This window comes from Ciceribacter sichuanensis, from assembly GCF_024055605.1.
Taxonomy (GTDB): Bacteria; Pseudomonadota; Alphaproteobacteria; order Rhizobiales; family Rhizobiaceae; genus Allorhizobium; species Allorhizobium sichuanense.
This window is the reverse complement of sequence record NZ_JAMXLX010000002.1, coordinates 395,464-418,274: the sequence shown is the minus strand read 5'-3', so window position 1 is coordinate 418,274 and position 22,811 is coordinate 395,464. Positions and strand designations below refer to the sequence as shown.

The 22,811-nt window shown below is 61.4% G+C and carries 20 protein-coding genes; 5 read left to right on the top strand and 15 right to left on the bottom strand.

All coding sequences use genetic code 11. The annotated features are described in order from the left end of the window. Positions 1 to 2: 2 nt before the first annotated feature. The 4 genes from NBH21_RS08350 to bcoG all read right to left on the bottom strand — a co-directional run bounded on the left by NBH21_RS08350 (position 3) and on the right by bcoG (position 5,786). Positions 3 to 2,057 (bottom strand): acetate--CoA ligase family protein, encoded by a 2,055-nt coding sequence (locus tag NBH21_RS08350; protein ID WP_250915939.1) that lies wholly within the window; start codon positions 2,055 to 2,057, stop codon positions 3 to 5. Positions 2,058 to 2,094: 37 nt separating this feature from the next. Then, complete coding sequence (locus tag NBH21_RS08345) at positions 2,095 to 3,255, bottom strand: acyl-CoA dehydrogenase family protein (RefSeq protein WP_250915940.1); 1,161 nt, start codon at positions 3,253 to 3,255, stop codon at positions 2,095 to 2,097. Positions 3,256 to 3,342: 87 nt separating this feature from the next. Further along, positions 3,343 to 4,833 carry a carnitine 3-dehydrogenase gene (locus tag NBH21_RS08340; protein ID WP_250915941.1) on the bottom strand — a complete coding sequence of 497 codons (1,491 nt, stop codon included), beginning with the start codon at positions 4,831 to 4,833 and terminating at the stop codon, positions 3,343 to 3,345. 38 nt (positions 4,834 to 4,871) lie between these two features. Continuing rightward, positions 4,872 to 5,786 carry a 3-dehydrocarnitine:acetyl-CoA trimethylamine transferase BcoG gene (gene bcoG / locus NBH21_RS08335; RefSeq protein ID WP_250915942.1) on the bottom strand — a complete coding sequence of 305 codons (915 nt, stop codon included), beginning with the start codon at positions 5,784 to 5,786 and terminating at the stop codon, positions 4,872 to 4,874. Positions 5,787 to 5,909: 123 nt separating this feature from the next. On the opposite strand from bcoG, the gene NBH21_RS08330 reads away from it, so the two are divergent. Continuing rightward, positions 5,910 to 6,893 carry a GlxA family transcriptional regulator gene (locus NBH21_RS08330; RefSeq protein ID WP_250915943.1) on the top strand — a complete coding sequence of 328 codons (984 nt, stop codon included), beginning with the start codon at positions 5,910 to 5,912 and terminating at the stop codon, positions 6,891 to 6,893. A 10-nt stretch (positions 6,894 to 6,903) separates the two neighbouring features. Here the strand turns inward: NBH21_RS08330 and NBH21_RS08325 are convergent, their stop codons facing one another. The 5 genes from NBH21_RS08325 to NBH21_RS08305 all read right to left on the bottom strand — a co-directional run bounded on the left by NBH21_RS08325 (position 6,904) and on the right by NBH21_RS08305 (position 11,768). Beyond that, positions 6,904 to 7,665, bottom strand: coding sequence for an SDR family NAD(P)-dependent oxidoreductase (locus NBH21_RS08325; RefSeq protein ID WP_250915944.1), 762 nt, complete (start codon positions 7,663 to 7,665; stop codon positions 6,904 to 6,906). A gap of 5 nt (positions 7,666 to 7,670) precedes the next feature. Then, positions 7,671 to 8,495 carry an ABC transporter permease gene (locus NBH21_RS08320; protein ID WP_250915945.1) on the bottom strand — a complete coding sequence of 275 codons (825 nt, stop codon included), beginning with the start codon at positions 8,493 to 8,495 and terminating at the stop codon, positions 7,671 to 7,673. Next, complete coding sequence (locus tag NBH21_RS08315; protein WP_250915946.1) at positions 8,495 to 9,358, bottom strand: ABC transporter permease; 864 nt, start codon at positions 9,356 to 9,358, stop codon at positions 8,495 to 8,497. Before NBH21_RS08315 ends, NBH21_RS08320 begins: the two co-directional genes overlap by 1 nt. 108 nt (positions 9,359 to 9,466) lie before the next feature. Next, entirely contained in the window at positions 9,467 to 10,627 is a 1,161-nt protein-coding gene (locus NBH21_RS08310) for an ABC transporter substrate-binding protein (protein ID WP_250915947.1), read from the bottom strand. A 46-nt stretch (positions 10,628 to 10,673) separates the two neighbouring features. Next, positions 10,674 to 11,768, bottom strand: a complete 1,095-nt coding sequence (locus NBH21_RS08305) for an ABC transporter ATP-binding protein (protein WP_250915948.1) — start codon at positions 11,766 to 11,768, stop codon at positions 10,674 to 10,676. A 199-nt stretch (positions 11,769 to 11,967) separates the two neighbouring features. On the opposite strand from NBH21_RS08305, the gene NBH21_RS08300 reads away from it, so the two are divergent. After that, the gene (locus tag NBH21_RS08300) at positions 11,968 to 12,771 is read left to right on the top strand and encodes a helix-turn-helix transcriptional regulator (RefSeq protein ID WP_250915949.1); all 804 of its coding nucleotides are present in this window, start codon (positions 11,968 to 11,970) and stop codon (positions 12,769 to 12,771) included. Between the two features lie 6 nt (positions 12,772 to 12,777). Here the strand turns inward: NBH21_RS08300 and NBH21_RS08295 are convergent, their stop codons facing one another. From NBH21_RS08295 to NBH21_RS08270, 6 genes are all read right to left on the bottom strand, one after another. Continuing rightward, the gene (locus NBH21_RS08295; RefSeq protein ID WP_250915950.1) at positions 12,778 to 13,407 is read right to left on the bottom strand and encodes a DAK2 domain-containing protein; all 630 of its coding nucleotides are present in this window, start codon (positions 13,405 to 13,407) and stop codon (positions 12,778 to 12,780) included. 145 nt (positions 13,408 to 13,552) lie between these two features. Continuing rightward, positions 13,553 to 14,611, bottom strand: a complete 1,059-nt coding sequence (locus tag NBH21_RS08290) for an ABC transporter ATP-binding protein (RefSeq protein ID WP_250915951.1) — start codon at positions 14,609 to 14,611, stop codon at positions 13,553 to 13,555. Positions 14,612 to 14,621: 10 nt separating this feature from the next. Continuing rightward, positions 14,622 to 15,404, bottom strand: coding sequence for an ABC transporter permease (locus tag NBH21_RS08285; protein ID WP_250915952.1), 783 nt, complete (start codon positions 15,402 to 15,404; stop codon positions 14,622 to 14,624). Further along, complete coding sequence (locus NBH21_RS08280) at positions 15,401 to 16,291, bottom strand: ABC transporter permease (RefSeq protein WP_250915953.1); 891 nt, start codon at positions 16,289 to 16,291, stop codon at positions 15,401 to 15,403. The genes NBH21_RS08285 and NBH21_RS08280 overlap by 4 nt, the downstream gene beginning before the upstream one ends. A gap of 119 nt (positions 16,292 to 16,410) precedes the next feature. Continuing rightward, positions 16,411 to 17,517, bottom strand: a complete 1,107-nt coding sequence (locus tag NBH21_RS08275) for an ABC transporter substrate-binding protein (RefSeq protein WP_250915954.1) — start codon at positions 17,515 to 17,517, stop codon at positions 16,411 to 16,413. A gap of 146 nt (positions 17,518 to 17,663) precedes the next feature. Continuing rightward, positions 17,664 to 18,536 carry a MurR/RpiR family transcriptional regulator gene (locus NBH21_RS08270; protein WP_250915955.1) on the bottom strand — a complete coding sequence of 291 codons (873 nt, stop codon included), beginning with the start codon at positions 18,534 to 18,536 and terminating at the stop codon, positions 17,664 to 17,666. Between the two features lie 181 nt (positions 18,537 to 18,717). Between NBH21_RS08270 and NBH21_RS08265 the strand changes: the two genes are divergently transcribed. The 3 genes from NBH21_RS08265 to NBH21_RS08255 all read left to right on the top strand — a co-directional run bounded on the left by NBH21_RS08265 (position 18,718) and on the right by NBH21_RS08255 (position 22,656). Continuing rightward, positions 18,718 to 19,491, top strand: coding sequence for an N-formylglutamate amidohydrolase (locus tag NBH21_RS08265; protein WP_250915956.1), 774 nt, complete (start codon positions 18,718 to 18,720; stop codon positions 19,489 to 19,491). A 111-nt stretch (positions 19,492 to 19,602) separates the two neighbouring features. Further along, positions 19,603 to 21,156 (top strand): amino acid permease, encoded by a 1,554-nt coding sequence (locus NBH21_RS08260; RefSeq protein ID WP_250915957.1) that lies wholly within the window; start codon positions 19,603 to 19,605, stop codon positions 21,154 to 21,156. A gap of 135 nt (positions 21,157 to 21,291) precedes the next feature. Continuing rightward, positions 21,292 to 22,656: a glutamine synthetase family protein gene (locus tag NBH21_RS08255; RefSeq protein WP_250916413.1), complete on the top strand. Its 1,365-nt coding sequence runs from the start codon at positions 21,292 to 21,294 to the stop codon at positions 22,654 to 22,656. Positions 22,657 to 22,811 lie beyond the last annotated feature (155 nt).

Genomic DNA, 22,811 nt, shown 5'->3' with positions numbered 1-22,811 from the left:
AGTCAACTCCTCTTCCGGATCAGGGCGTCAACGGCGACGACGCCCATGCCATGCGGCAGCACCATCACGGGATTAACGTCGACTTCTTCAACTTTCGTCGCATTGGTTGCGACATAATGTGCCACGGCTGCGACGGTTTGTATCAATGCATCCTTGTCGCCGGCCCGTCCACCGCGGTAGCCGTCCAGCAATTTCGAGACCTTGAGGCGTCCGATCGTTTCGCGGATGGCGTCCGGCGTCGTCGGCAGTGTCAGAATGGCGCTATCCTCCAGCAGTTCAACGAGAATTCCGCCCGCGCCAATCGTCAGCACCGGACCGGCGACGGGATCGCGCATCGCGCCGATAATGATTTCGGCAACCGGCTTTGGCGCCATTTCCTCGACGAGAAAACCGCTTGCGACGGAATCCATTAGCGCTGCCGCTTCACGTACAGAATCAGCATCGCGCAGGTCGAGGCGAACCGCGCCGGATTCAGTCTTGTGAGCAATGCCGAGGCCCTTGAGCACGACCGGGAAACCGATTTCCTCGGCTGCCTTTGCTGCCTCATCCGGTGTCGCGACGACCTTGCCTTTCGGGGTGGGGACGCCAAAAGCTGCAAGCTCCGCCTTGGCCTGGTCCTCGAAGAGCATTACGGCTTCGCCGTCGACGATGGCAGCGTCTATCAGCGGGGCGGGCGTCGGCTTTGTCCAGGCGGAGTCGATTGCGGCTGCCGTTTCTATTGCGGTCAGCGCCTCGTCGATGCCAGAGAAGGGCACCACGTTTTCTTCCATCAGGCCGAGCGCGATGTCTTCCGGCATATTCTCGCCGAGGCTTGCGACGACGCCTGCGCGCGCGCCTGTCGCGCGAGCGGCGGCCACGACGGCATCGACCGTCGTCATCCAGTCGCTGGAATCGCAACGATCGCCGCGTGGGAAGTCGAGTACGACGAGGTTCATCGTGTAGCCGCCGGACATCATTGCCGTGAAGGCTGCGGTCTGGCGTTCCAGATTGCCCCAGACGAAGGTGTGATAGTCGAGCGGATTGGCGAGCGTCACCATCTCCCCCAGGCTTTCACGCAGGGGCCCCAGTTGTTCCGGCTTGAGGTCGCGATAGTTGATGTTCCTGCCGACTGCGGCATCCGACATCAGCGAGGCCTCGCCGCCGGAACAGCTCATGGAGGAGATGTCGGTATTTTCGAGCGGTCCGTAGAGATGCAGCAGCTTCAGCGTTTCCAGCATGGCCGGCAGGCTGTGGACCCGGCCGATGCCGAGACGTTCCAGAACCGCGCCCGAAACGGCGTCGTTGCCGGCGAGGGACGCCGTGTGCGAGACGGTCGCCTTCCGCGCCGCTTCGGACTTGCCGACCTTCAGCGCAATGACGGGTTTCTTCAGCTCGCGGGCACGCAGCGCCAGCCGCTCCAGAGTGCGGATGTCGTCGAAGCCCTCGATATGGAGGCCGACGGCGGTGACGCGCGGGTCTTCAAGCACGGCGCAGGCCAGGCCGGAAAGGCCTGTCTGCGCCTGGTTGCCGGCTGTCATCAGGTAGGCGAGCGGCAGTCCGCGGGTCTGCATGGAGATGTTGCAGGCAATGTTGGACGACTGCGTAAGGATGGCGACGCCTTTCGTCGTGCGGACCATGCCGTGCTGGTCCGGCCAGAGAAGGGCCCCGTCCAGCATGTTGATGAGGCCATAGCAGTTGGGGCCGATGATCGGCATGTCGCCGGCGGCGGCCACGAGCGCCTCCTGCAGGTCGCCGCCATCAGGCAATTCGCTCATTGCCTCACGAAAACCTGAGGCATAACAGATCGCGCCGCCTGCGCCGGTGGCGGACAGTTCGCGGATGATGTCGATGGTGAGCGCCCGGTTGACGCCGACGAAGGATGCGTCGGGCGGTGCAGGGAGGTCGGCCGTGCTGCGATAGCATTTGCGGCCGAAGATCTCGTCGAGTTTCGGATGAACCGGCCAGATCTCGCCGGCGAAACCCATCTTGTCGCACTGCTCGATGACCCGGCGTGCCTCCTTGCCACCATAGACGGCGATCGATTTCGGACGGATCAGGCGGTCGAGGGGGCGGATCATGGGCTAAGGTTCTCCACGGGAGCGATCGGTTTCATCCTTACGCTCCCAACGGTCTAAGCAGTTCGCGGCTGATGATGTGCCGCTGTATTTCCGAGGTGCCGTCCCAGATGCGTTCGACCCGGGCATCGCGCCAGAAGCGGGCGAGCGGCAGGTCATCCATCAGGCCCATGCCGCCATAGATCTGGATTGCCTCATCGGTGACGCGGGCGAGCATTTCCGTGGCGAAGACCTTGGCCGAGGCGATTTCGCGGTTGGAAGGCAGCCCCTGATCCAGCCGCCAAGCGGCGGAGAGAGTGAGGAGGTCTGCTGCGTCGATCTCGGTAATCATGTCGGCGAGCTTGAACGATACGCCCTGATTGGCTCCGATCGGCTTGCCGAACTGCTTGCGCTCGGCGGCGTAGGAAAGCGCATAGTCAAAGGCGCGTCGTGCCCGGCCGACGGAGGTCGCCGCAACGGTCAGGCGGGTCGCATAGAGCCAGTCGTTGGCGATGTCGAAGCCCTTGTGAAGCTCGCCGAGGATCTGGCTTTTCGGCAGCCGGCATTCGTCGAAGGTCAGGATGCAGTTCTTGTAGCCGCGGTGGGAGACCGAGGAGTATCCGTCGCGGATCTCGAAACCGGGTGTACCCCGGTCGACGAAGAAGCAGGTGATGAGCTTCTTCGGGCCGCGCGGGGTCCGTTCCTCGCCGGTGGCGATGAAGACGATGACGAAGTCGGCGATGTTGGCATGGCTGATGAAATGCTTGGTGCCATTAACGATCCAGTCGTCGCCGTCCGGTCGGGCGAAACACTTCATGCCGCGGACGTCGGAACCGGCATCCGGTTCGGTCATGGCGAGCGCATCAAACTTGTCGCCGCGCACGGCGGGAAGCAGATATCTTTCCTTCTGCTCGTCGTTGCAGGCCATCAGGATGCCGGAGGGCCGTCCGAAGAAGACCGTCAGGGCCATCGATCCGCGGCCGAGTTCACGTTCGACCAGCGTGAATGTCGTGTGATCGAGGCCGGCACCGCCGACCTCTTCCGGGAAATTGCAGCCGAAGAAGCCGATTTCCTTGCATTTGCGGGCAATTTCCTGCCCGAGTTCCGGTGGCACAATGCCGGTTCGCTCAACCTCGTCCTCATGCGGGTAGATTTCCGTCTCAACGAAATCCCGCACCGTCCTGACGATCATTTCCTGTTCTTCGGTCAGCCCGAAATTCATGCACTTCCCCCCAATTCTCCGTTAGTGACGTGCCGTTTTGCCGCTCCCGCCGGCCTGCAGGACCGGCGGGAGTGGCAAGGTCTGACTTCATTTCTTCTGCCCCACATGCCGTCCCGCCGCTTCCGGCTTCGGGAGGGTGGCATGGGCCTCGGCGATTGCCTTCACCTTCGAAAGCACACTTTCCGGAGCGGGTGCCGCCTTGCCGGCTTTTGCGTCGACATGAAGCAGCATCTGCTCGGCGGTGGCGATTGTTTCGTCGTCCGCAGCGCGGTGGATCGTGTGGAAGACGTGGATGCGTTTTTCATCCACGGAAAGAACCTGGCAGGTGGAGTAGAGCGCTTCGTTGACCTTGGCTTCGCCGAGATGGCGAATGTGTGTCTCCACCGTGTAGTAGCTGTGGCCGTCCTTCACGTAAGCGTCATCCACGCCGATCAACCTGAGCAGGGCGTCCGAGGTGTCGCCGAAGACCTGAAGGTAGCGGAATTCGGTCATGTGGCCGTTATAGTCGGCCCAGGACGGGTTGACCTTGACGTCGAGAAGGCGGAGCGGCTTTGCGGCGCCGGTATCGACCGAGAGCTTGCCGGCATTGGCCCAGAGGCGGCTTTCGAAATCGGCCAGCAGCTTACCGGCGCCCCAGCCCTTGCCGCCGTTTCCGCCCTTCAGCGCCTGCATGATGCCGACGAGGTTCTCGTCGCGGATGCGCTCGAGTTCGCGGATGCCATAGGCTCCGGACTGCGCATCCGACTGGCTGCCGATCTTGTCGACCAGCGCGTCGTCGAGATCGACGACATCGGTGAATTTGGTCCAGGGCCACTGGAGGCAGGGGCCGAACTGGGCGAGGAAGTGGCGCATGCCGGCTTCGCCGCCGGCGATGCGATAGGTCTCGAACAGACCCATCTGCGCCCAGCGCATGCCGAACGAATAGCGGATCACGTTGTCGAGGGTTTCGGTATCGCAGATGTCGTCCTGAATCAGCCAGAGCGCTTCGCGCCACAGGGCTTCGAGCAGGCGGTCGCCGACAAAGGCCTCGATTTCCTTGGCAATGACCACGCCTTCCATGCCGATGGTGGCGGCAAGTTTCTTGGCTTTCGCGATGGTTTCCTTCGAGGTCTTCTGGCCGCCGACGAGTTCGACTAGCGGCAGCAGGTAGACGGGATTGTAGGGATGGGCGACGAAGAAGCGTTCTGGATGCTTCATGTCGCGCTGGAGATCGGTCGGCATCAGGCCGGAAGTGGAGGAGCCGATCAGGGCAGACGGGCTTGCGGCCGCGTCGATCTGGGTCAGGACTCCGCGCTTCAGCTCCAGCCGTTCCGGTACGCTTTCCTGAATCCAGTCAGCGTCTTGCACGGCTTCCTCAATGCTTTTGGCGAAGGAAAGCGTGCCGCGCGGCGGCAGCGGCGCCATGGTCAGCATGCCATAGGCGCGCTCGGCATTGGCCAGCACTTCGCCGACAATGCGGGTCGCCTCCGGATGCGGGTCGTACATCGAAACGTCTATGCCCGCGAGCAGGAAGCGGGCGGCCCAGGCCCCGCCGATGACGCCGCCGCCGACACAGGCGGCCTTGTTGATCTTGGTCATGCAGAAATTCCCTGTATCTCTCGGTTGCCTGTTCCGAATCAGCTGCGCGGCGCGCGCTTCACCAGCTTCAGCTTTTCGCGCACCTCGGCCGGGCCGATAACGCGGGCGCCCATGCCTTCGATCACCTGAACAGCCTTTTCGACGAGCTGGGCGTTGGTGGCTAATTGGCCCTTGCCGACATAGAGGTTGTCCTCGAGGCCGACACGGACATTGCCGCCGGCGAGCACGGCGGCTGCCGGATAGGCCATGGCATTGCGGCCGATGGAGAAGGCGGAGAAGGTCCAGTGCGACGGCACGTTGTTGACCATCGCCATGAAGGTATTGAGATCATCGGGCGCGCCCCAGGGAATACCCATGCAGAGCTGGATCAGGACCGGGTCCTCGATCAGCCCCTCCTCGGCGAGCTGCTTGGCGAACCAGAGATGGCCGGTATCGAAGGCCTCGATCTCGGGGCGAACGCCGAGGCCCGTCATCAGCTTCGCCATGGCGCGCAGCATCGACGGCGTGTTGGTCATCACGTAGTCGCCGAGGTTGAAGTTCATCGTGCCGCAGTCGAGCGTGCAGATTTCCGGCAGGCATTCGGCAACGTGGGAGACGCGCTCGGTGGCGCCGGCCATGTCGGTGCCCTTCGTGTTCAGGGGAAGGGGGGTTTCGACATCACCGAAAATCAGGTCGCCGCCCATGCCGGCGGTGAGGTTGAGGACCACGTCGACATCGGCTGCGCGGATGCGGTCGGTAACTTCCCTGTAGAGTTCGTTGCGGCGGCTTGCTGCACCTGTTTCCGGCTCGCGGACGTGGCAGTGAACGACGGCAGCGCCAGCCTTGGCTGCATCGATGGCGCTTTCGGCGATCTGCTGGGGGGTAATCGGTACGTGCTTCGACCTGGAAGTGGTGTCGCCGGCGCCGGTAACGGCACAGGTGATGAAGACGTCGCGATTCATGGCTAGTGGCACGGTCAGGTTCTCCCTCTTTTGTTGGAGCTATTACGTGCCAGTTTTGAGGAACGTGCTTTGCATGAACGGATCAATTCTATACAGTATCAGAACTGATCTGATGCTCTTTCAAAAGACCCTTGCATGGCGGAAGACCCGATCCAGACGACGGAGTTCGACATTCTTGTCGTTCCGGAAACCAACCTCATCCTCGTCGCCTCGGTGATCGAGCCGTTGCGTGTTGCCAACCGGGTCAGCGGTCTTGACCTTTACCACTGGCGTATCATGAGCCCGGACGGGCTGGCGATCGAGACGAAGAGCCGCATTCCCGTACCGGTCGACGCGGTCTTCCGGCCGGAGAACGAGACAACCCCGCTCTTCGTGCTGTCGAGCCACAACTGGCGGCGTTATGCGACCTCCGCGCTGAAAACCCTGCTGGCAAAGTCCGCCCGCCATCGGAGTGTCGTCGCCGGGATCGAATCCGGTACATGGCTGCTGGCCGAAACGGCGCTGCTCGACGGTTTCTCGGCAACCTCGCACTGGGAGGACTACGAGGAGTTTTCCTCCTCCTATCCGCAGGTGCGCACCGTTCGGGAGCGCTATGTGATCGACGGAAAACGTATCACCACCGGCGGTTCTCTGCCGACACTCGACCTGATGCTGGAACTGATCCGTCGCCGTCACGGCTATTCCATGGCGCTGGAGGTGTCGCGGCAGTTCATCTACGAGCAGGGCGGTACGCCGGGCGACGCTGCGGCCATGCCGTCGACCGGCAGCGTGCGGCTGGCCGACCCGAGGGTCAGCCATGCCATGCGGTTGATGGAGGAGCATATCGAGCAGCCGCTGACGCTGGCGCGGCTTGCCCGGCGCGTCGGGGTCAGCGATCGTTACCTGCAATCCCTGTTTCGGGAGACGATCGGCGCGCCGCCGCATGTGCATTACCTGGCTCTCAGGCTCAATGCGGCGCGGCGCAAGGTGATCGAGACGCGGCTTGCCTTTGCCGATATCGCGGCGCTGACCGGTTTCAATTCGGCTTCGGCCTTTGCCCGTAGCTACCGGGCGCATTTCCGCGAAAGCGCTTCCGACACCCGCCGGCGGTTGCGGCCGGGCAGCGGGTTGGTCGCGTAGTCTTGGCCGCTCAGGATACGGTTTCGCCGCCGTCAATCACGAGGACCTGGCCGGTCATATAGGATGAGCGGTCGGAGACGAGGAAGAGAACGGCTTCCGCGATCTCGTCGGTGCTGCCGAAGCGGCCGAGCGGCACCTTTCGCCGGATATAGGCTTCAAGCTCCTGTCGTCCGCCCATCTGGCGGATGAAGGGATCGTTGAACGGGGTGTCGACCCAGCCCGGGCAAAGGGCGTTTACCCGGATGCCGAATTTCGCATAGTCGCCGGCCATCTGTTTGGTCATGGCGATAATAGCGTGTTTCGAGGTGGTGTAGGCGATCATCTCGCGGTCGTAGAGAATGCCCGAGGACGACGAGGTGTTGACGATGGCGCCGCGACCGGCGGCCTTCATCGCCGGCATGACGAGGCGAGCCGCCATGAAATGGGCGCGCACGTTCAGGTCCCAGGAGCGGTCGAAGCCTTCGACGGAGACGGTTTCCAGATCGCCTTCGACCTGGGCTCCCGCATGATTGTGCAGGATGTCGATCCTGCCATGACGGGCAAGCACGCCGGCAAATCCATCGTTGAGGGCGGCATCGTCTGTGACGTCGAGAACGAGCGCCTCGGCCGAACCTCCTGCCGCCTCGATATCCGCGACTGTCGATTGCGCCGCGTCGGCGTTCCGGTCGGCGACGACGACATGGGCGCCCTCGCGGGCGATGATCGCGGCGGAAGCGCGGCCGATGCCCGAGCCGGCGCCGGTGACGATGGCGACGCGGTCCTTGAGGATCATGGGATTTACTCCGTTTCCGAAGACGCAGGCTTGCGCTCGCGCATCAGGCTGCGTGCGCCGACGATCATCATGAGCGAGGCGGCAAGCACCATGGATGCGACGGCGTTGATTTCAGGCGTGATGCCGCGGCGGATCGAGGCGAAGACATACATCGGCAGCGTGGTCTTCGATCCCGCGACGAAGAAGGCGATGATGAAATCGTCGAAGGAGAAGGTGAAGGCGAGCAGGAAACCGGCCACGATGGATGGCAGGATCTGCGGCAGGACGATGGAGCGGAAAGTGGTGAACGGCGTGGCGTAAAGGTCGCTCGAGGCTTCCACGATATCGCGGCCGAGGCTGGCGATGCGCGCCTTCACGATCATGGTCACGAGCGCCATGCTGAACAGGCCGTGGGCGGCGATCACGGAGCCGTAACCGAGCCCCAGTTTCGGCGCGACCTCTCCCGGCCAGATCGCCGTTATCACCGGATTGACGAAATTGAACACCTCGACCAGTGCAACGAGCGTCGCAATGCCGATGACGACGCCCGGAACGACGATGGCGGCGGAAAACAGCCCATCGAAGATTGCCCGCATGCGGGGTGACATGCGCTCCATCGCAAGGGCGGCCATGGTGCCGAAGAGGGCGGCGAGCAGGGCGCTGGTCAGGCCGATGACGAGGCTGTTCCACAGCGCATTCATCAGAAAGCTGTTGCCGAGCGCCTTGCCATACCACTGGGTCGAGAAGCCGATGAATTCGGACGCGTTGCGGCCGGCATTGAACGAGAACAGGACGACGAGTGCGATCGGCGCATACAGGAACAGGTAGACGCTGGTGATGAAGGCGCGCATCAGACGAGATCCACTTGCCTTGTGCCTGAGACGCGCCAGGCGATCCGCATGGCGATCATCAGGACGATGACGACGATGAGCACGAGGGTGACGGCAATCGCCGAGCCGAAGGGCCAGTTGCGCGATTGCAGGAAGAGGTCGACCAACGCGTTGCCGAGGAAGAAGACCTTGCCGCCGCCGAGAAGCTGCGGGATCAGGTATTCGCCGAGCAGCAGGATGGTGACGAGCGCCACGCCGGTCATGACGCCGGGAAGCGAGAGCGGCAGGGTGACGCTGAAGAAGGTCGAGATCGGTTTTGCGCCAAGATCGGCGGAGGCTTCCAACAGACGTCGGTCGAGCTTTTCGAGGCTGACATAGATCGGCATGATCATCAGCGGCAGATAGCCATAGACGATGCCGAGCAGCACTGCGCCGGGCGTGTTGAGCATTCGGACATTCTCGATGCCGATGATATCCAGCAGGTTCGGAATGCCGCGCGAGCCGAGAATATACATCCAGGCATAGGTGCGCACGAGCAGGCTCGTCCAGAAGGGAATGATGACGAGCGAGACCAGCAGGAGCCGGTGGCTGGGGCTCGACTTGACCGCTAGGTAATAGGCTGCCGGATAGGCGATCAGCAGGCAGAGCAGGGAGCCGACCGGCGCAAGCGTCAGTGTGTTGACATAGGCCATCGAGCGGGCGCCGAGATTGGCGTAGTGCTCCAGCGTGAAGCCTGGCTGATAGCCGCCGGCCGCGCCGCGTTCGCCGAAGGAGAAGACCAGCATGGCGATGAAGGGCAGCACCAGGAAGAAGAACAGCCACAGGGCCGCCGGCGCGATCAGCGCCGCGGTCACAAGCTTTTTCCTTGTGTCGAGACTGGCCATGGGTCGAAATCGATCCTGTAGGAGTTTGAACGGAAGACCCCCGCCGTGGTCCGCCTTGTATCGGCGGGGGATGGGAAGCGGGCGGCGATGAACCGCCCGGTTTCATGCTCAGGCCGATTTGAACCGTGCCATCAGCTCGGCGCGGCCGGGATCGGTCAGCGTCACGGCTGCGCCGAATTCGAGCGGCGTCAGTGCAGCTTCATCCGGATAGACGATCTTGTTCGAGGTGATTTCCTTCGGCAGCAGATCGATGACGCGGCTGTCGGTTGCCGGAGCACCGTTGGCGACGTGTTCCTTCACGGCGACGGCCGGGTCCATCAGGAAATTCAGGAGTGCGTAGCCGGCCGCCTTGTTCGGGGCATCCTTCGGGATCGCGTAATAGTCGGTCCAGATCTCGCCGCCGTCCTTGCCGAGGATATAGGCGATATCGGGAATGTCGCGGTTGAGCTGGGCGCCGTCATTGGTCCAGCACATGGTCAGCCATGCATCACCCGCGCGCATCGCCGGCTGGTAGTCGCTGTTGATGGCGAAGAGGTGCGGCTTCACCTTGAGCAACAGTTCCTCGGCCTTGGCGAGTTCTTCCGGCTTGATCGAGTTGAAGGAGTAGCCGAGCGAGACCAGGGCGTTGCCGATGGTGGTGAGCTGATAATCATGTACCATGGCGCGGCCGTCAGCCTCGGTCATGGCGACTTCGAAGAAGTCCTTCCAGCTTGCCATCGGCTTCTTGATCTTGTCGGTATTGACCGCAAAGCCCGTGGTGCCCCAGTTCTTCGGCAGGGCAAAGGTCTTGCCGTCGATCTTGCCTTCGGAAGTGAAGCGCGGGTTCTCGGTCGTTGCACTGAAGTTCGGCACCTTGGTCAGGTCGAGTTCGTCGATCAGGCCGAGCTGAACGTAGGTGGAAATCGTGTAGTTGGTCGGCACGAACAGGTCCCAGCCCGAAGCGCCCGCCTGGAGCTTGGCCAGCATTTCCTCGTTGGAGCCGAAGACGTTGACCTCGACGGCAACGCCGGTCGCGGCGGTGAAGGCCTCGAAGGTTGCGGGATCGTGATAGTTCGGCCAGGTGGCGATCGACATCTGCTTGCCGAGATCCTCGGCCATCGCCATGGAACCGAAGGGGCGCATTGCACCGCCCATGACGGTGGCTGCAAGGCCGAGGCCGGTTATGCCGAGGAAGTGACGGCGGCTCACGGAACCACGCTTCAGACGCATGAACTCGTCCGCGAAACGTTCGGGCGTGATCAGCGAATTATCCTTTTCTTTCCTGCTCATGTTGCTGTTCCCTTTGTTTTTTCGTGATGTTTTCTTGTAATGCTCGTCATGCTGAAAAAATGTGAACGGCCTGCGGGTCGAAGCCGAGCGCGACTTCCGTGCCGGGATCGTGCAGGCCGGTTTCGGCAGGCTGGCGTTCCGTGGTGACGAGGACATCGCCGATGCCGGGCACGGCCACGCAATATTCAACGCTGGAGCCCAGGAAGATCCGGTTTGTCACCTGACCGCGCAGAGCGTCGGTGACCGCGTCTGCGGCGGTCGAAAGCGTGATGGCCTCGGGGCGCACGGACAGGATCGCCTTGCCTGCCGAAAGCTCCCGCTTGACCGGTGCGGTGATCGCCACGCCATTGCCGAGGCGGACCATGCAGCGATCGGTGCCTCGGGCCTCGATGTCGCCTTCCAGCTTGTTGGTCTTGCCGACGAAGCCGGCGACGAAGAGATCGGCGGGGTTGTCGTAGACCTCTTGCGGTGGGGCGAGCTGAACGATCCGGCCGGCATTCATGACGCAGACGAGATCGCTCATCGACAGTGCCTCTTCCTGGTCATGGGTGACGAGCACGAAGGTGATGCCGAGTTCCCGCTGGATCGTCTGCAGTTCTATCTGCATGGCAGTGCGCAGGTTCTTGTCGAGCGCGGCCAAAGGTTCGTCGAGCAGGAGGACCGAGGGACGGTTCACCAGCGCCCGGGCAAGCGCCACGCGCTGTTGCTGACCGCCGGAGAGTTCATGGATACGTCGTTTGCCAAAGCCACCGAGGCGGACCATCTCGAGTGCGGAGGCAACTCTCTTGGTGATTTCGCCAGTCGCTAGGCGAGGACGGAACTGCCTCAGGCCATAGGCGACGTTGTTCTCCACATCGAAATGCGGGAAGAGCGCATAGTGCTGGAACACCATGTTCACCGGGCGGCGATAGGCCGGAACGCCATGCATCGGAGTGCCGGCGATCATGACTTCGCCCTCGCTAGGCTGCTCGAAGCCGCCGATCATCCTGAGGCAAGTGGTCTTGCCGCAGCCGGATGGCCCTAGCAGTGCCAGAAACGCACCCTTGGGTACTGCGAGTTCAATGTTCTTCACTGCGGTCACGGCACCATAGTTCTTGGTAACGGACCGGAATTCGATGTCGTTGACTGACGTTTGCGTCACGTCTGTTCCCCGCGGCTAGAGGTTTTTTATGTCGGCACTCTTCGTTGCCTTGCCACCGTCGCTAGGTGGAAGAGTAGTCCTGCGTTCATTTCGCGGTATATACCCCGAGAGAGGTATTTTGCCGTAAATTGTGTCGTGGGAGATATACCTCTGCCGCGCTTCGGAGGAGAGGCTCGGACATGGAAAGGATCTCAACGCCATGCCGATCGACCATGGAAACCTGTTTCAGGCTGCTGCCTCGCTGGTCGGCGTGGAGGCTCTTGCCGATGCCGAGGTGGGGGAACGCTTTCGCCGTTTGATGGCGAGCCTCACGCGCTTCGACCATGTCGTTGTCTTTGCCTATCGCGGGGAACAGCGGCCGATCGATCTCTACGCCACCTTCAACGAGAAGGAACACGAGCTTTTCGTCAGCCTCTATCAGGACGGCGCCTATCTGCTCGATCCGTTCTACTGGAATGCGACTGCGGCCGGTGCCGGGGTTTTTCGCATGCGGGAACTGGCACCCGACCGGTTCTTTTCCAGCGAATACTACCGGACCTATTACGGGCAGACGGGCCTTGCCGAAGAGATCGGTTTCTTCGTCACGCTGTCGGGCGATGTGACGATCGTGCTTTCCCTGATGCGCAAGGAGGCATCCGGGGTCTTTTCGGCCAGCGAGTTTGCGCTTTTGAAGCAGGCCGAACCTTTAGTCGCGGCGATCGTGCGGCATTTCTGGGCGGAAACCGGCAAGCGTTTCGATGCGGCGCGAGCAAGCCGCAAGCGTGGGCATGTGGACGATTCCGGCCCGCAGCGCATCTGGCGGGATCTCAACCTGACTGCACGGGAGGCCGCGATCATCGAGCTCGTGCTGCAGGGCCATTCGTCGGAGTCCATTGGACTCCGGCTCAACATAGCGACCGGCACGGTCAAGGTGCACCGGCGCAATGTCTACCGGAAGCTCGGCATATCCTCGCAGATCCAACTTCTGTCGCTTTACCTCGAGACGCTGCCGACGACGGCCTGAGCAGGATCAGCGAAAGCTGTCTCGTAGTGCGCGGATCATCAGCAGGGCGGAGAGCGCTCCGGCATCGGGCGGGCGCCGGCCGTTGACGAAGGTGGCATCGGCGCCGTGTATGATGGCATCCGTTTCCACACCGTCCTCGGCCGCTTCAAGGGCAGCCGCCAAACAGACGGCCGGATCGTCGTTGCTGACAGTTGCTTCCGCATAGGCGGCGGCAGCGGCCTGCCAGATATCGGCGATGTTCTTTGTTTCCGTTCCGGCCTTGCCGTGGGCAGCAATGCCGGCTGCCATTTCCTTGAACGCCTTCGCGAAATCGGCGGCCGTCAGTGCCTTCTTGCGCATCGTGGCCGTACCCGCACGGCGAAAGGCGCTGGCGTAGAGCCGGGCCGAAGCCGCGTCGAAGGTCATCAGGCTTTCGGCAACGATATCGAAGAGTTCGGAAGGCGTGGAATCGGACGGTTCCAGTTTGGCGAGGTGGGTTTCCACGCCGCAGAAGACGCGGGCCATGGTCTCGCCATGGTCGCCGTCGCCATCGATGCGGTCGATACGGGAAAGCATGCTGCGGTTTTCCGTCATCGCCGCGGCGATCTCGGAAAAGGCCTCAAGCAGTGAGACGGTGGTGATAGTGGGAGCCGTCATGCCAGCGCCTCCCACATGATGATCTGCTGTCGTTCGCACCGGTTTCTCATGCTTGCCCTTTCCGTACCCCTGTGACGGTTAGGACAAGTAGAGAAAATTTTCAGGCCCGGTTCAAGCCGTTATTGCAGCGCAGCAGCTGCGACCTTCAGTCCTGCAGGACCAGCAGGTCGCCGGAATCGATCCTGAGCGCCACCGTATCGCCGACAACCGGTGGGCTGACGCCCGGATCGTTGAACATGTCGAAGGAGATGGTGTTGCCGCTGACGTTCAGGCGGGTGCGGATGACCGAGCCGAGGAAGTGGCTCGACACGACCTGGCCGTGGAGGGTAGTGTCGCTCTTGCGGCCGTCTGCCAGCGATCCGGCTTCCGGACGCATGGCGAGCTGCACCTTGCCGCCTGCGGCCGCTGCAACGGTATCCCTGAGCTTCACTTCGGTGTCGCCGATGCGGACGCTGCCGGTCGCGGGATCGAGCACCGTCGCCTCGATGAGGTTGAGCGTGCCGACGAAGGAGGCGACGAAACGGGTGGCCGGCTTGTTATAGATCTCGAAGGGCGTACCGATCTGGTCGGCCCGGCCGGCATTCATGACGACAACCCGGTCGGAAATCGACAAGGCCTCTTCCTGATCGTGGGTAACGAAAATGGTGGTGATGCCGAGCTTCTGCTGGATCTGGCGGATTTCCTCGCGCAGCGAAACGCGGATCTTGGCGTCGAGCGCCGAGAGCGGCTCGTCCAGAAGCAGAACCTGCGGCTTCGGCGCCAGCGCACGGGCCAGCGCTACGCGCTGCTGCTGGCCGCCGGACATCTGGTAGGGATAGCGCTCGCCAAGATGGCCGAGATGGATGAGATCGAGCATCTCCTTCACGCGCTTTTCGATCTCGGCCTTCGGTGTACCGGCGACCTTCAGGCCGAACGCGACGTTATCGAAAACGTTCATGTTGGGGAAAAGCGCGTAGGCCTGGAACACCATGCCGATGTTTCGCTGGTTTGGCTTCAGGCTCAACTGGTCGCGGCCGTTGATGACGATCGTGCCGCCGGTCGGCGTCTCGAAGCCCGCGACCATGCGCAGGATGGTGGTCTTGCCACAGCCCGATGGGCCGAGGAAGGAGATGAATTCGCCCTTCTCGATAGCCATGTTGAAGTCGTGAACGACTTGCACCGGCCCGAAGGATTTCTGGATATTGGTCAGGGTCAGAAATGACATGGCGGTGTTCTCAGGCTGGACGTTGAGTTGTCTTTTGGAAGCGGGACACGAGCTGGATCAGGCCTAGGCATCCCCAGGTGATGCCGAAGGCGATCACGGCGAGGGCCGCCGGCTCATAGGCGCGATTGGCGCCGAGCAGCTGCATGTAGGGACCAAAAGCGGGGCGGTTGAGCAGTGCGGCCATGGTGAATTCGCCGATGACGATGGCGAATGTCAGGAAGGCGCCCGACAGAACCGAGATCAGCACGTTCGGCAGGATGATGCGGAACAGGATACGGGCCCAGCTGGCACCGAGGCTCTGGGCCGCTTCCGTCAGGGTGCGGACGTCGATCGACTGCAGGCCGGTATCCACGGCGCGATACATGTAGGGCAGCGACAGCGTCGCATAGCCGAACATCAGGAGAATGTTGGTTCCCATGATCGAGCCGGTCAGCGGCAGCCAGCTCGACGTATTGTAGAGCCGGATATAGCCGAACACGATTACAATCGCTGGAATGACCAGCGGCAGCAGCGTGATGAACTCGATGAAGGGACGTAGCGTCGGCATGCGCAGGCGCACCCAGTATGCGGTCGGTACGACCAACAGGACACCGAAGATGATCGTCACCAGCGCCATGGTCACCGAGTAGGTGAAGGTTTCCTGGAAACGTGGATCGCCCAGCACCTTGGCGTAGGCGTCGAACGAATATTCGCCCCGGCGCATCTTCAGCGAAAAGTTCGTCATGCCGATCAGCGGCAGAGCGAAATAGAGGAGGCCGAACAGCAAGGCCCCCCAGGCCCAGATCTTCTTCATTTCAGCCACCTTTCGCTGCGGGCGCGCAGCCAGATGTAGAGGGCGTTAGCGATGCCGGTAACGAAGATCATTCCGAAAGCCAGAGCATAGCCCAGATTGGGATTGCCGAGAACATCGCCGCGGATCTGGGCGAAGAGCAGGATCGGCACAATGTTCAGCGACGAGCCTGTCAGCGCGATTGCGGTTGCCACGGCGCCGAAGGCATTGGCGAACAGCAGCGCCATCGTGCCGAGCAGCGAGGGCAGGAGAATCGGGAAGGCGACCATGCGCCAATATTGCCCGTTGGTGGCGCCGAGGATCGAGGCCGCTTCCTTCCATTCCCGCTTCAATCCGTCGATTGCAGGCGTGATGATGAGGATCATCAGCGGGATCTGGAAGAACAGGTAGGTGATGGTCAGGCCCCAGAAGGACAGGATATTGAAGCCGAGCGAGCGCAGGTCAATGCCGATCTGCGTGCGCAGGAAGACAGTGACGAAGCCGACCGGACCGAGCGTTGCCAGAAATGCGAAGGCAAGCGGAACGCCGGCGAAGTTGGAGGCCACGCCCGAGAAGGTGAGGAGCGGGGCACGGATGCCGGACGGCAATCCGCCGAGGACGACGGCTGCAGCCATTGCAAAGCCGATCAGGCAGCCGAGGAAAGCCGAGGCAAAGCTTATCTTGATGGAAATCCAGTAGGCCGACAGGATCGACGGCGTAAAGAGGTCGGCGATATTCTGGAGGGTGAACCCGCCATCCGGCGTCTGGAATGCACCGATGACGATCTTCATCGTCGGCAGGAGCAGGAACAGCGTCGCGAATATCAGAAAAGGTGCAACACCCAGCCATTGCAGCGGGAGCCGATCTGCGATGCCGGCCTGCTTGCCGACGACCGGACTTTCGTTTGCCATCGATTGTGTCCCCTGCCGCGCGTCATGCCCGGCTTTTGTTTTAATGCGTTCAAGTATTTCTATAAAAGGCAAAATCCGCCCCGGCCTCAAGACCGGGGCGGGCATTTCAGTGCGCAAAATTACTGTACGTTGGCGCCGACGACCTTGTCCCAGCCAGCGGTGACGGCAGCCTTGTTGGCATCGACTTCCTCGAGGGTCGGGAAGTAAGCCTTTTCATAGGATGCAGCCGGCGGCAGCTTGTCGAGCAAAGCCTGCGGGATCTTGCCAGCCTTCGACATGGCGTTGAAGCGGGCCGGGTGGCAGTAGCCGGCGAGCCATGCGGTCTGGCCTTCGTCGGAGTACAGGTATTCCATCCACAGCTTGGCAGCGTTCGGATGCGGAGCGTAAGCCGAGATACCCTGAACGTAGACGCCGGCGAGAACGCCGCTTTCCGGAACGACAACGTCGACCGGCGGGTTGCCAGCGAGCGTGTCCTTCCAGGACAGGGCGTTGTAGTCCCAGGCGACGACGATCGGGGTCGAGCCCTGGGCAAGCGTGCCGGACTTGCCGATGACCGGAACGAAGTTGCCGGCCTTGTTGACTTCGGCGAAGTACTTCAGACCGGCTTCGCCGGCTTCCTTGCCAGCCTTGGCACCGGAAGCGAGACCTGCGGCGAGAACGCCGAGAATGGCCTGGTTGGAGGCGCGCGGGTCACCGGCGAGAGCGAACTGGCCAGCGTACTCGGGCTTCAGCAGGTCGGCCCAGTCCTTCGGGGTTTCCTTGACGATGTCCTTGTTCACGATGAAAGACATGACGCCGTAGTAGTCGCCGTACCAGTAGCCTTCAGCGTCCTTGATGGTGTCCGGGATTTCGTCCCAGGTGGAGACCTTGTAAGGCTGCAGCAGGCCTTCAGCCTTTGCCTGCGGGCCGAAAGCGAGACCGACGTCGATGACGTCAGGAGCCTGCGGGCCCTTGTTGTCCTTGTTGGCCTTGATGGCTTCGACTTCGTCAGCCGAGCCGGCGTCCGGGTTCAGTTCGTTGACCGAAATTTCCGGATACTTCTTCTTGAAGCCGTCGATTACGGCGCCGTAGCCGCACCAGTCGTGGGGCAGGGCGATCGTGGTGAGCATGCCTTCCTTCTCGGCGGCCTCGATCAATTCTGCGCTCGGTTCAGCGTAAGCGACAGCGGACGACGCGACGACAACGGCGGTCGTCAGCGACAGCATGCGGCGGAAATTCGTAATCACTGAAGTTCTCCTTGGTTGGTTATACAGCGATGCGGGACAGATATTCGGCTTGCATGATAATAATGTGACATTTCCAGTGGGGCCGTTAGCCGGCTCTCGGATTTCTTGTTCCGTCTGACCTCCTCCCTTGCATGTATGATGTCCTACTAGCGTGGTTTCCGAAACAGGCGAGCCTGTTCGAACAGTCCTTCCAGTGTGTTCATGCGCTCACGGGTCTCTGCCCACGACGAACTCTGGACTGCCTCTATCAATGCTTCCACCACGAATAATGTGACGACTGACGAGTCCCAGGCGGACGGTGCTTCCACCGCCACCTTGAAACAGTGCCTGGTATGCTTCGAAACCGGAGAGCCCCACTCATCGGTGAAGAGCACGATCTCTACACCGCTCGTCCTGGCGACCTGCGCCAGTGTTGCCATGTCCGCCTCGTAGCGGCGGATATCGAAGATCACCAGCACGTCGCCGGGATTCATGTTGAGCACATGCTGCGGCCAGGCGCTGGCGTTCGAAGACATCAGGGTCGTCTTCGGCCGGATGACCTGCATGTGGGTGAAGAAGTACTCGGCGAGAGCGCCGGTGATGCGTCCGCCGACGAAATAGAGGTTGCGGCGCCGATCGGCCAACAGCCGGGCAACCTCGTCAAAAGAAGCCGGATCAAGTTCGCCAAGGCTCTGGCGCATATTGTTCATCACCGCTTCGGCGAAACGGTTGAGAATATGCGTTCCGGGCGCATTGGAGGCCCAGCGATCGTGCTTGGCGATCGGGTTCGAGAGTGTCGCTTCGAGTTCCTGATGCAGGTGGGACTGGAATTCCGCATATCCCCTATAGCCGAGTTTCTGCACCATGCGCGCAACCGTCGGCGTCGAGACGCCGGCATTTTCCGCGACTGTCGTGATGCTGCCCAGCCCGGAAACGGGATAGTTGTCCAGCAAGCTGTCGGCCAACTGCCGTTCCGCACGCGTCAGGTTTTCCAAACGCGCCTGTATGACGTCCGCGACTCTTTTCGAAGCGTTCGGCAATGATCGTCCTTTTTCCCCTGGGCCAATCTTTTGTCAGCCTCATGACAAATTTATCCCTGTCGCGAACCTGTGTGTCAATCGGGGAGGTGAAGAGAAATTTTCAGGAGTGGATTGACAGTCTCTTAATCGTGAAGAATTCTCTTCTCAATAAAGAGGACCATGAAGGTCCGGGGGAACATGCATGCTTTTGAGGTCGGATATTCTGACGGCAGCAGAAGGCGAAGCTGCAGGCGTCGACAACCCACAGGGTGTCGGGGCCGTACTTCTCATCTGTGAACATGCCTCCAGAAGGCTGCCCGCAAGCGTCGGCGATCTCGGACTGGATGCAGAAGCGCTTTCAAGCCACATCGCCTGGGATCCTGGTGCGCTTGCCGTAGCAGAGGCTCTTTCGGTCAAGCTCGATGCGACCCTCGTCCATCAGCGGTTTTCCCGGCTGGTCTACGATTGCAACCGGCCTCCGGAATCAGCCGGCGCCATGCCGGAGGTGAGCGAGATCTACGAAATTCCCGGCAACCGGGATCTGTCCCCGGCGGAGCGCTACGCCCGCACGGCCGCCCTCTACGTGCCGTTTCACGACCGGATTGCGGCGATCATTGCCGACCGGACGGAAGGGGGGCGGCAGACGGTGCTGGTGACGATGCACAGTTTCACGCCGGTCTATCTCGGCAAGCCGCGCGCGGTCGAGATCGGCATTCTCCACGATACGGACAGCCGGCTGGCCGATGCCATGCTGGCGGCGGCGGAGGGCGGTCCTTTCCGTGTCGAACGGAATTCGCCGTACGGCCCCGAGGACGGCGTTACTCATACTCTCAGGCTGCACGGGCTTCCGCACGGGCACCTCAACGTAATGATCGAGGTTCGAAACGACCTGATCGCAGATGAAGTCGGCCAAGGGGTTATGGCCGACTATCTGGCAGGACTGATCCGCGCGGCGATCGGCACCTGCCAGCAATAAGAAATGACCCCGGGGAGCAGGTGATCTGCAAACCAGCCATCGAAAAGAACGATGGCGAGACCAACGGAATTGTCCGCAATCCCGCGGGCGATCGGTTAATTGGGGGACGTCATGTCAGATTATACCGAGCAGGACAAAAAGCACGATATTCATATATTGCACTCCATGGGTTACGCTCAGGAGCTAGAGCGTCGCATGAGTTCGTTCTCGAACTTCGCGATCTCCTTTTCGATCATCTGCATCCTGTCGGGCGGCATCAACTCGCTCGGGCAGGCGACCTCCGGAGCGGGCGGGGCGGCCATCGGCCTCGGCTGGCCGCTGGGGTGCCTGATTTCGGGTCTGTTCGCCCTGGGGCTTGCCCAGATCGGCTCGGCCTATCCCACGGCGGGAGGGCTCTATCACTGGGGTTCGATCCTCGGTAACCGGTTCACCGGCTGGCTGGCTGCCTGGCTCAACCTGCTCGGCCTTGTGACGGTTCTCGGTGCCATCAACGTCGGTACGTTCTATTTCTTCTTCGGCGCTTTCGGCTCCTATATCGGCCTGGAGGACACGCTGACGCACCGCGTCGTCTTCGTGGCGCTGATTACCGGCCTGCAGGCGCTCATCAATCATTTCGGTATCGGCCTGACCGCGAAGCTTACCGACTTCTCGGGCTATCTGATCTTCGCCACCGCCATTCTCCTGACGGTCGTGTGCCTGATTTCCGCGCCGAGCTATGAAATCGGCAGGCTCTTCACCTTTGCCAACTACACCGGAACGGAAGGCGCCTCTCTGGTGTGGCCGACCGCGGTTTCCGGCAGCATGGCGTTTTTGCTCGGACTGCTGCTGCCGATCTATACCATCACCGGCTACGACGCCTCGGCCCATACGTCGGAGGAAACCGTCAAGGCTGCCCATTCCGTGCCCAAGGGCATGGTGAGCTCGGTCATCTGGTCGGCATTGTTCGGCTATGTGATGCTTTGCTCGTTCGTGCTGATGATCCCGAACATGGACGATGCCGCCAAGCAGGGTTGGAACGTGTTCTTCTGGGCAATGGATGCGCAGGTCAATCCGACGATGAAGGAGATACTGTACTTCCTCATCTTCGTGTCCCAGTTCCTGTGCGGCCTCGCGACGGTGACCTCGCTGTCCCGTATGATCTTTGCCTTCTCGCGTGACAAGGGTCTGCCCGGTTCTGCGGCGCTGTCGAAGGTGAGCCCGAAATACCGCACGCCGGTTTCTGCCATCTGGACGGGTTCCATCCTTTCGGTGCTGTTCGTCTGGTTCACCTCGGCGATCACCATTGCCGGAACGCCGGCCTACTCGATCGTCGTGTCGTGCACGGTCATCTTTCTCTTCCTTTCCTTCGCCTTGCCGATCGCGCTTGGCTTCGTGGCGATCGGTACGCCGAAGTGGTCGAAGATGGGTCCGTGGAGTATGGGCGTCACCGGCTATCGGCTGGTCTCCGTCCTTGTCATCGTGTCGATGGCGGTGATCTTCTACATCGGCATCCAGCCGCCGAACGACTGGGCATTGCCGATCACCGTGGGCTTTCTGGTGCTGACGGCAATCGTTTGGTTAGCTTTCGAAAACAAGCGTTTCAAGGGTCCGCCGATCGGCGATGAAGTCGCTCGCCGGCAGGCACAGATTGCTGCCGCTGAAAAGGCCGTTGGTGAAGTTGTCTGAGCTAACGTGGCGCAGTTGAGATGCGGCCCGGAGCGGTCAAGCTGTTCCGGGCCGAAAAATGAGACCAGGCCCCGATTCGGCGCAAGCATCGCCGATCGGAGACGTATTTTCACCTTGTAGGCGGTCAATATGAGCATGATTTACACATTCGACGATTTGAAAAAGGACGTCGCCGACGGCCGCATCGATACGGTGCTGGCATGCCAGGTCGACATGCAGGGCCGCCTGATGGGCAAGCGTTTCCAGGCGGAATACTTTATCGAGAGCGCCTACAAGGAAACTCACAGCTGCAATTATCTGCTTGCGACCGACATGGAGATGGAGACCGTATCGGGCTACAAGTCCACGAGCTGGGAAAAGGGTTATGGCGACTATACGATGAAGCCCGACCTTTCGACGCTTCGTCGCGTTCCGTGGCTCGAAGGCACGGCGCTCGTTCTGTGCGACGTGTTGGATCACCACACCCATGACGAAGTACCCCATTCGCCCCGCGCGATCTTGAAGAAGCAAGTCGCCCGTCTCGAGGCGATGGGCATGAAGGCCTATATGGCCAGCGAGCTCGAATTCTTCCTGTTCGACCAGACTTATGACGATGCCCGCGTGTCGGGTTACCGCGACCTGCAGCTCGCCTCCGGCTACAACGAAGACTACCACATCTTCCAGACCACCAAGGAAGAAGATGTGATGCGGGCGATCCGCAAGGGCCTGCAGGCCGCGGGCATTCCGGTCGAGAATTCCAAGGGCGAGGCTTCGGCCGGGCAGGAGGAAATCAATGTTCGCTATGCCGACGCGCTGACCATGGCTGACCGTCACGCAATCATCAAGAACGCTTGCAAGGAAATTGCCTGGTCGCGCGGCAAGGCGATCACCTTCCTCGCCAAGTGGCACTACAATGCCGCGGGTTCTTCGTCGCACATCCATCAGTCGCTGTGGACCTCCGATGGCAAGACGCCGCTGTTCTTCGATGAGAACGGTGAACACGGCATGTCGTCCACGATGAAGCATTACATGGCGGGCCTTCTCTCTCATGCGAGCGAGATCACCTATTTCCTTGCGCCCTACATCAATTCCTACAAACGCTTCATGGCGGGCACTTTCGCGCCGACCAAGGCGATCTGGTCCAAGGACAACCGCACCGCAGGCTATCGCATGTGCGGAGAAGAAACCAAGGCGATCCGTGTTGAATGCCGTGTCGGCGGCTCCGACCTCAATCCCTATCTCGCCATGGCGGCTTTGCTGGCAGCGGGTATCGACGGGATCGAGAAGAAGAGGGAGCTGGAGCCCGCGTTCACCGGTGACGCCTACGGTGCGAAGGGGGTTCGAGAGATCCCGCGGACGCTGCGTGCAGCGACCGAGGCGCTTTCCGGCTCGGCCATGCTGCGGGATGCGTTCGGCAACGACGTGATCGATCACTACGTCCGGGCCGCCGAGTGGGAGCAGGAGGAATACGATCGCCGGGTAACCGACTGGGAGGTCGCGCGCGGTTTCGAGCGAGCCTGATGCCCGTTCTCCATCCGGCGAAAGATCTTCGCCTGGTACCATCGACAATCGGCAGACATATTACTTTCGGAAGATTTCGGTGTCGGCCAAATCGCAATAGACTGCAAGACATGCCCCTGTGAATCGACATGAAACAGGGGAGCAGGTGTAGCCTG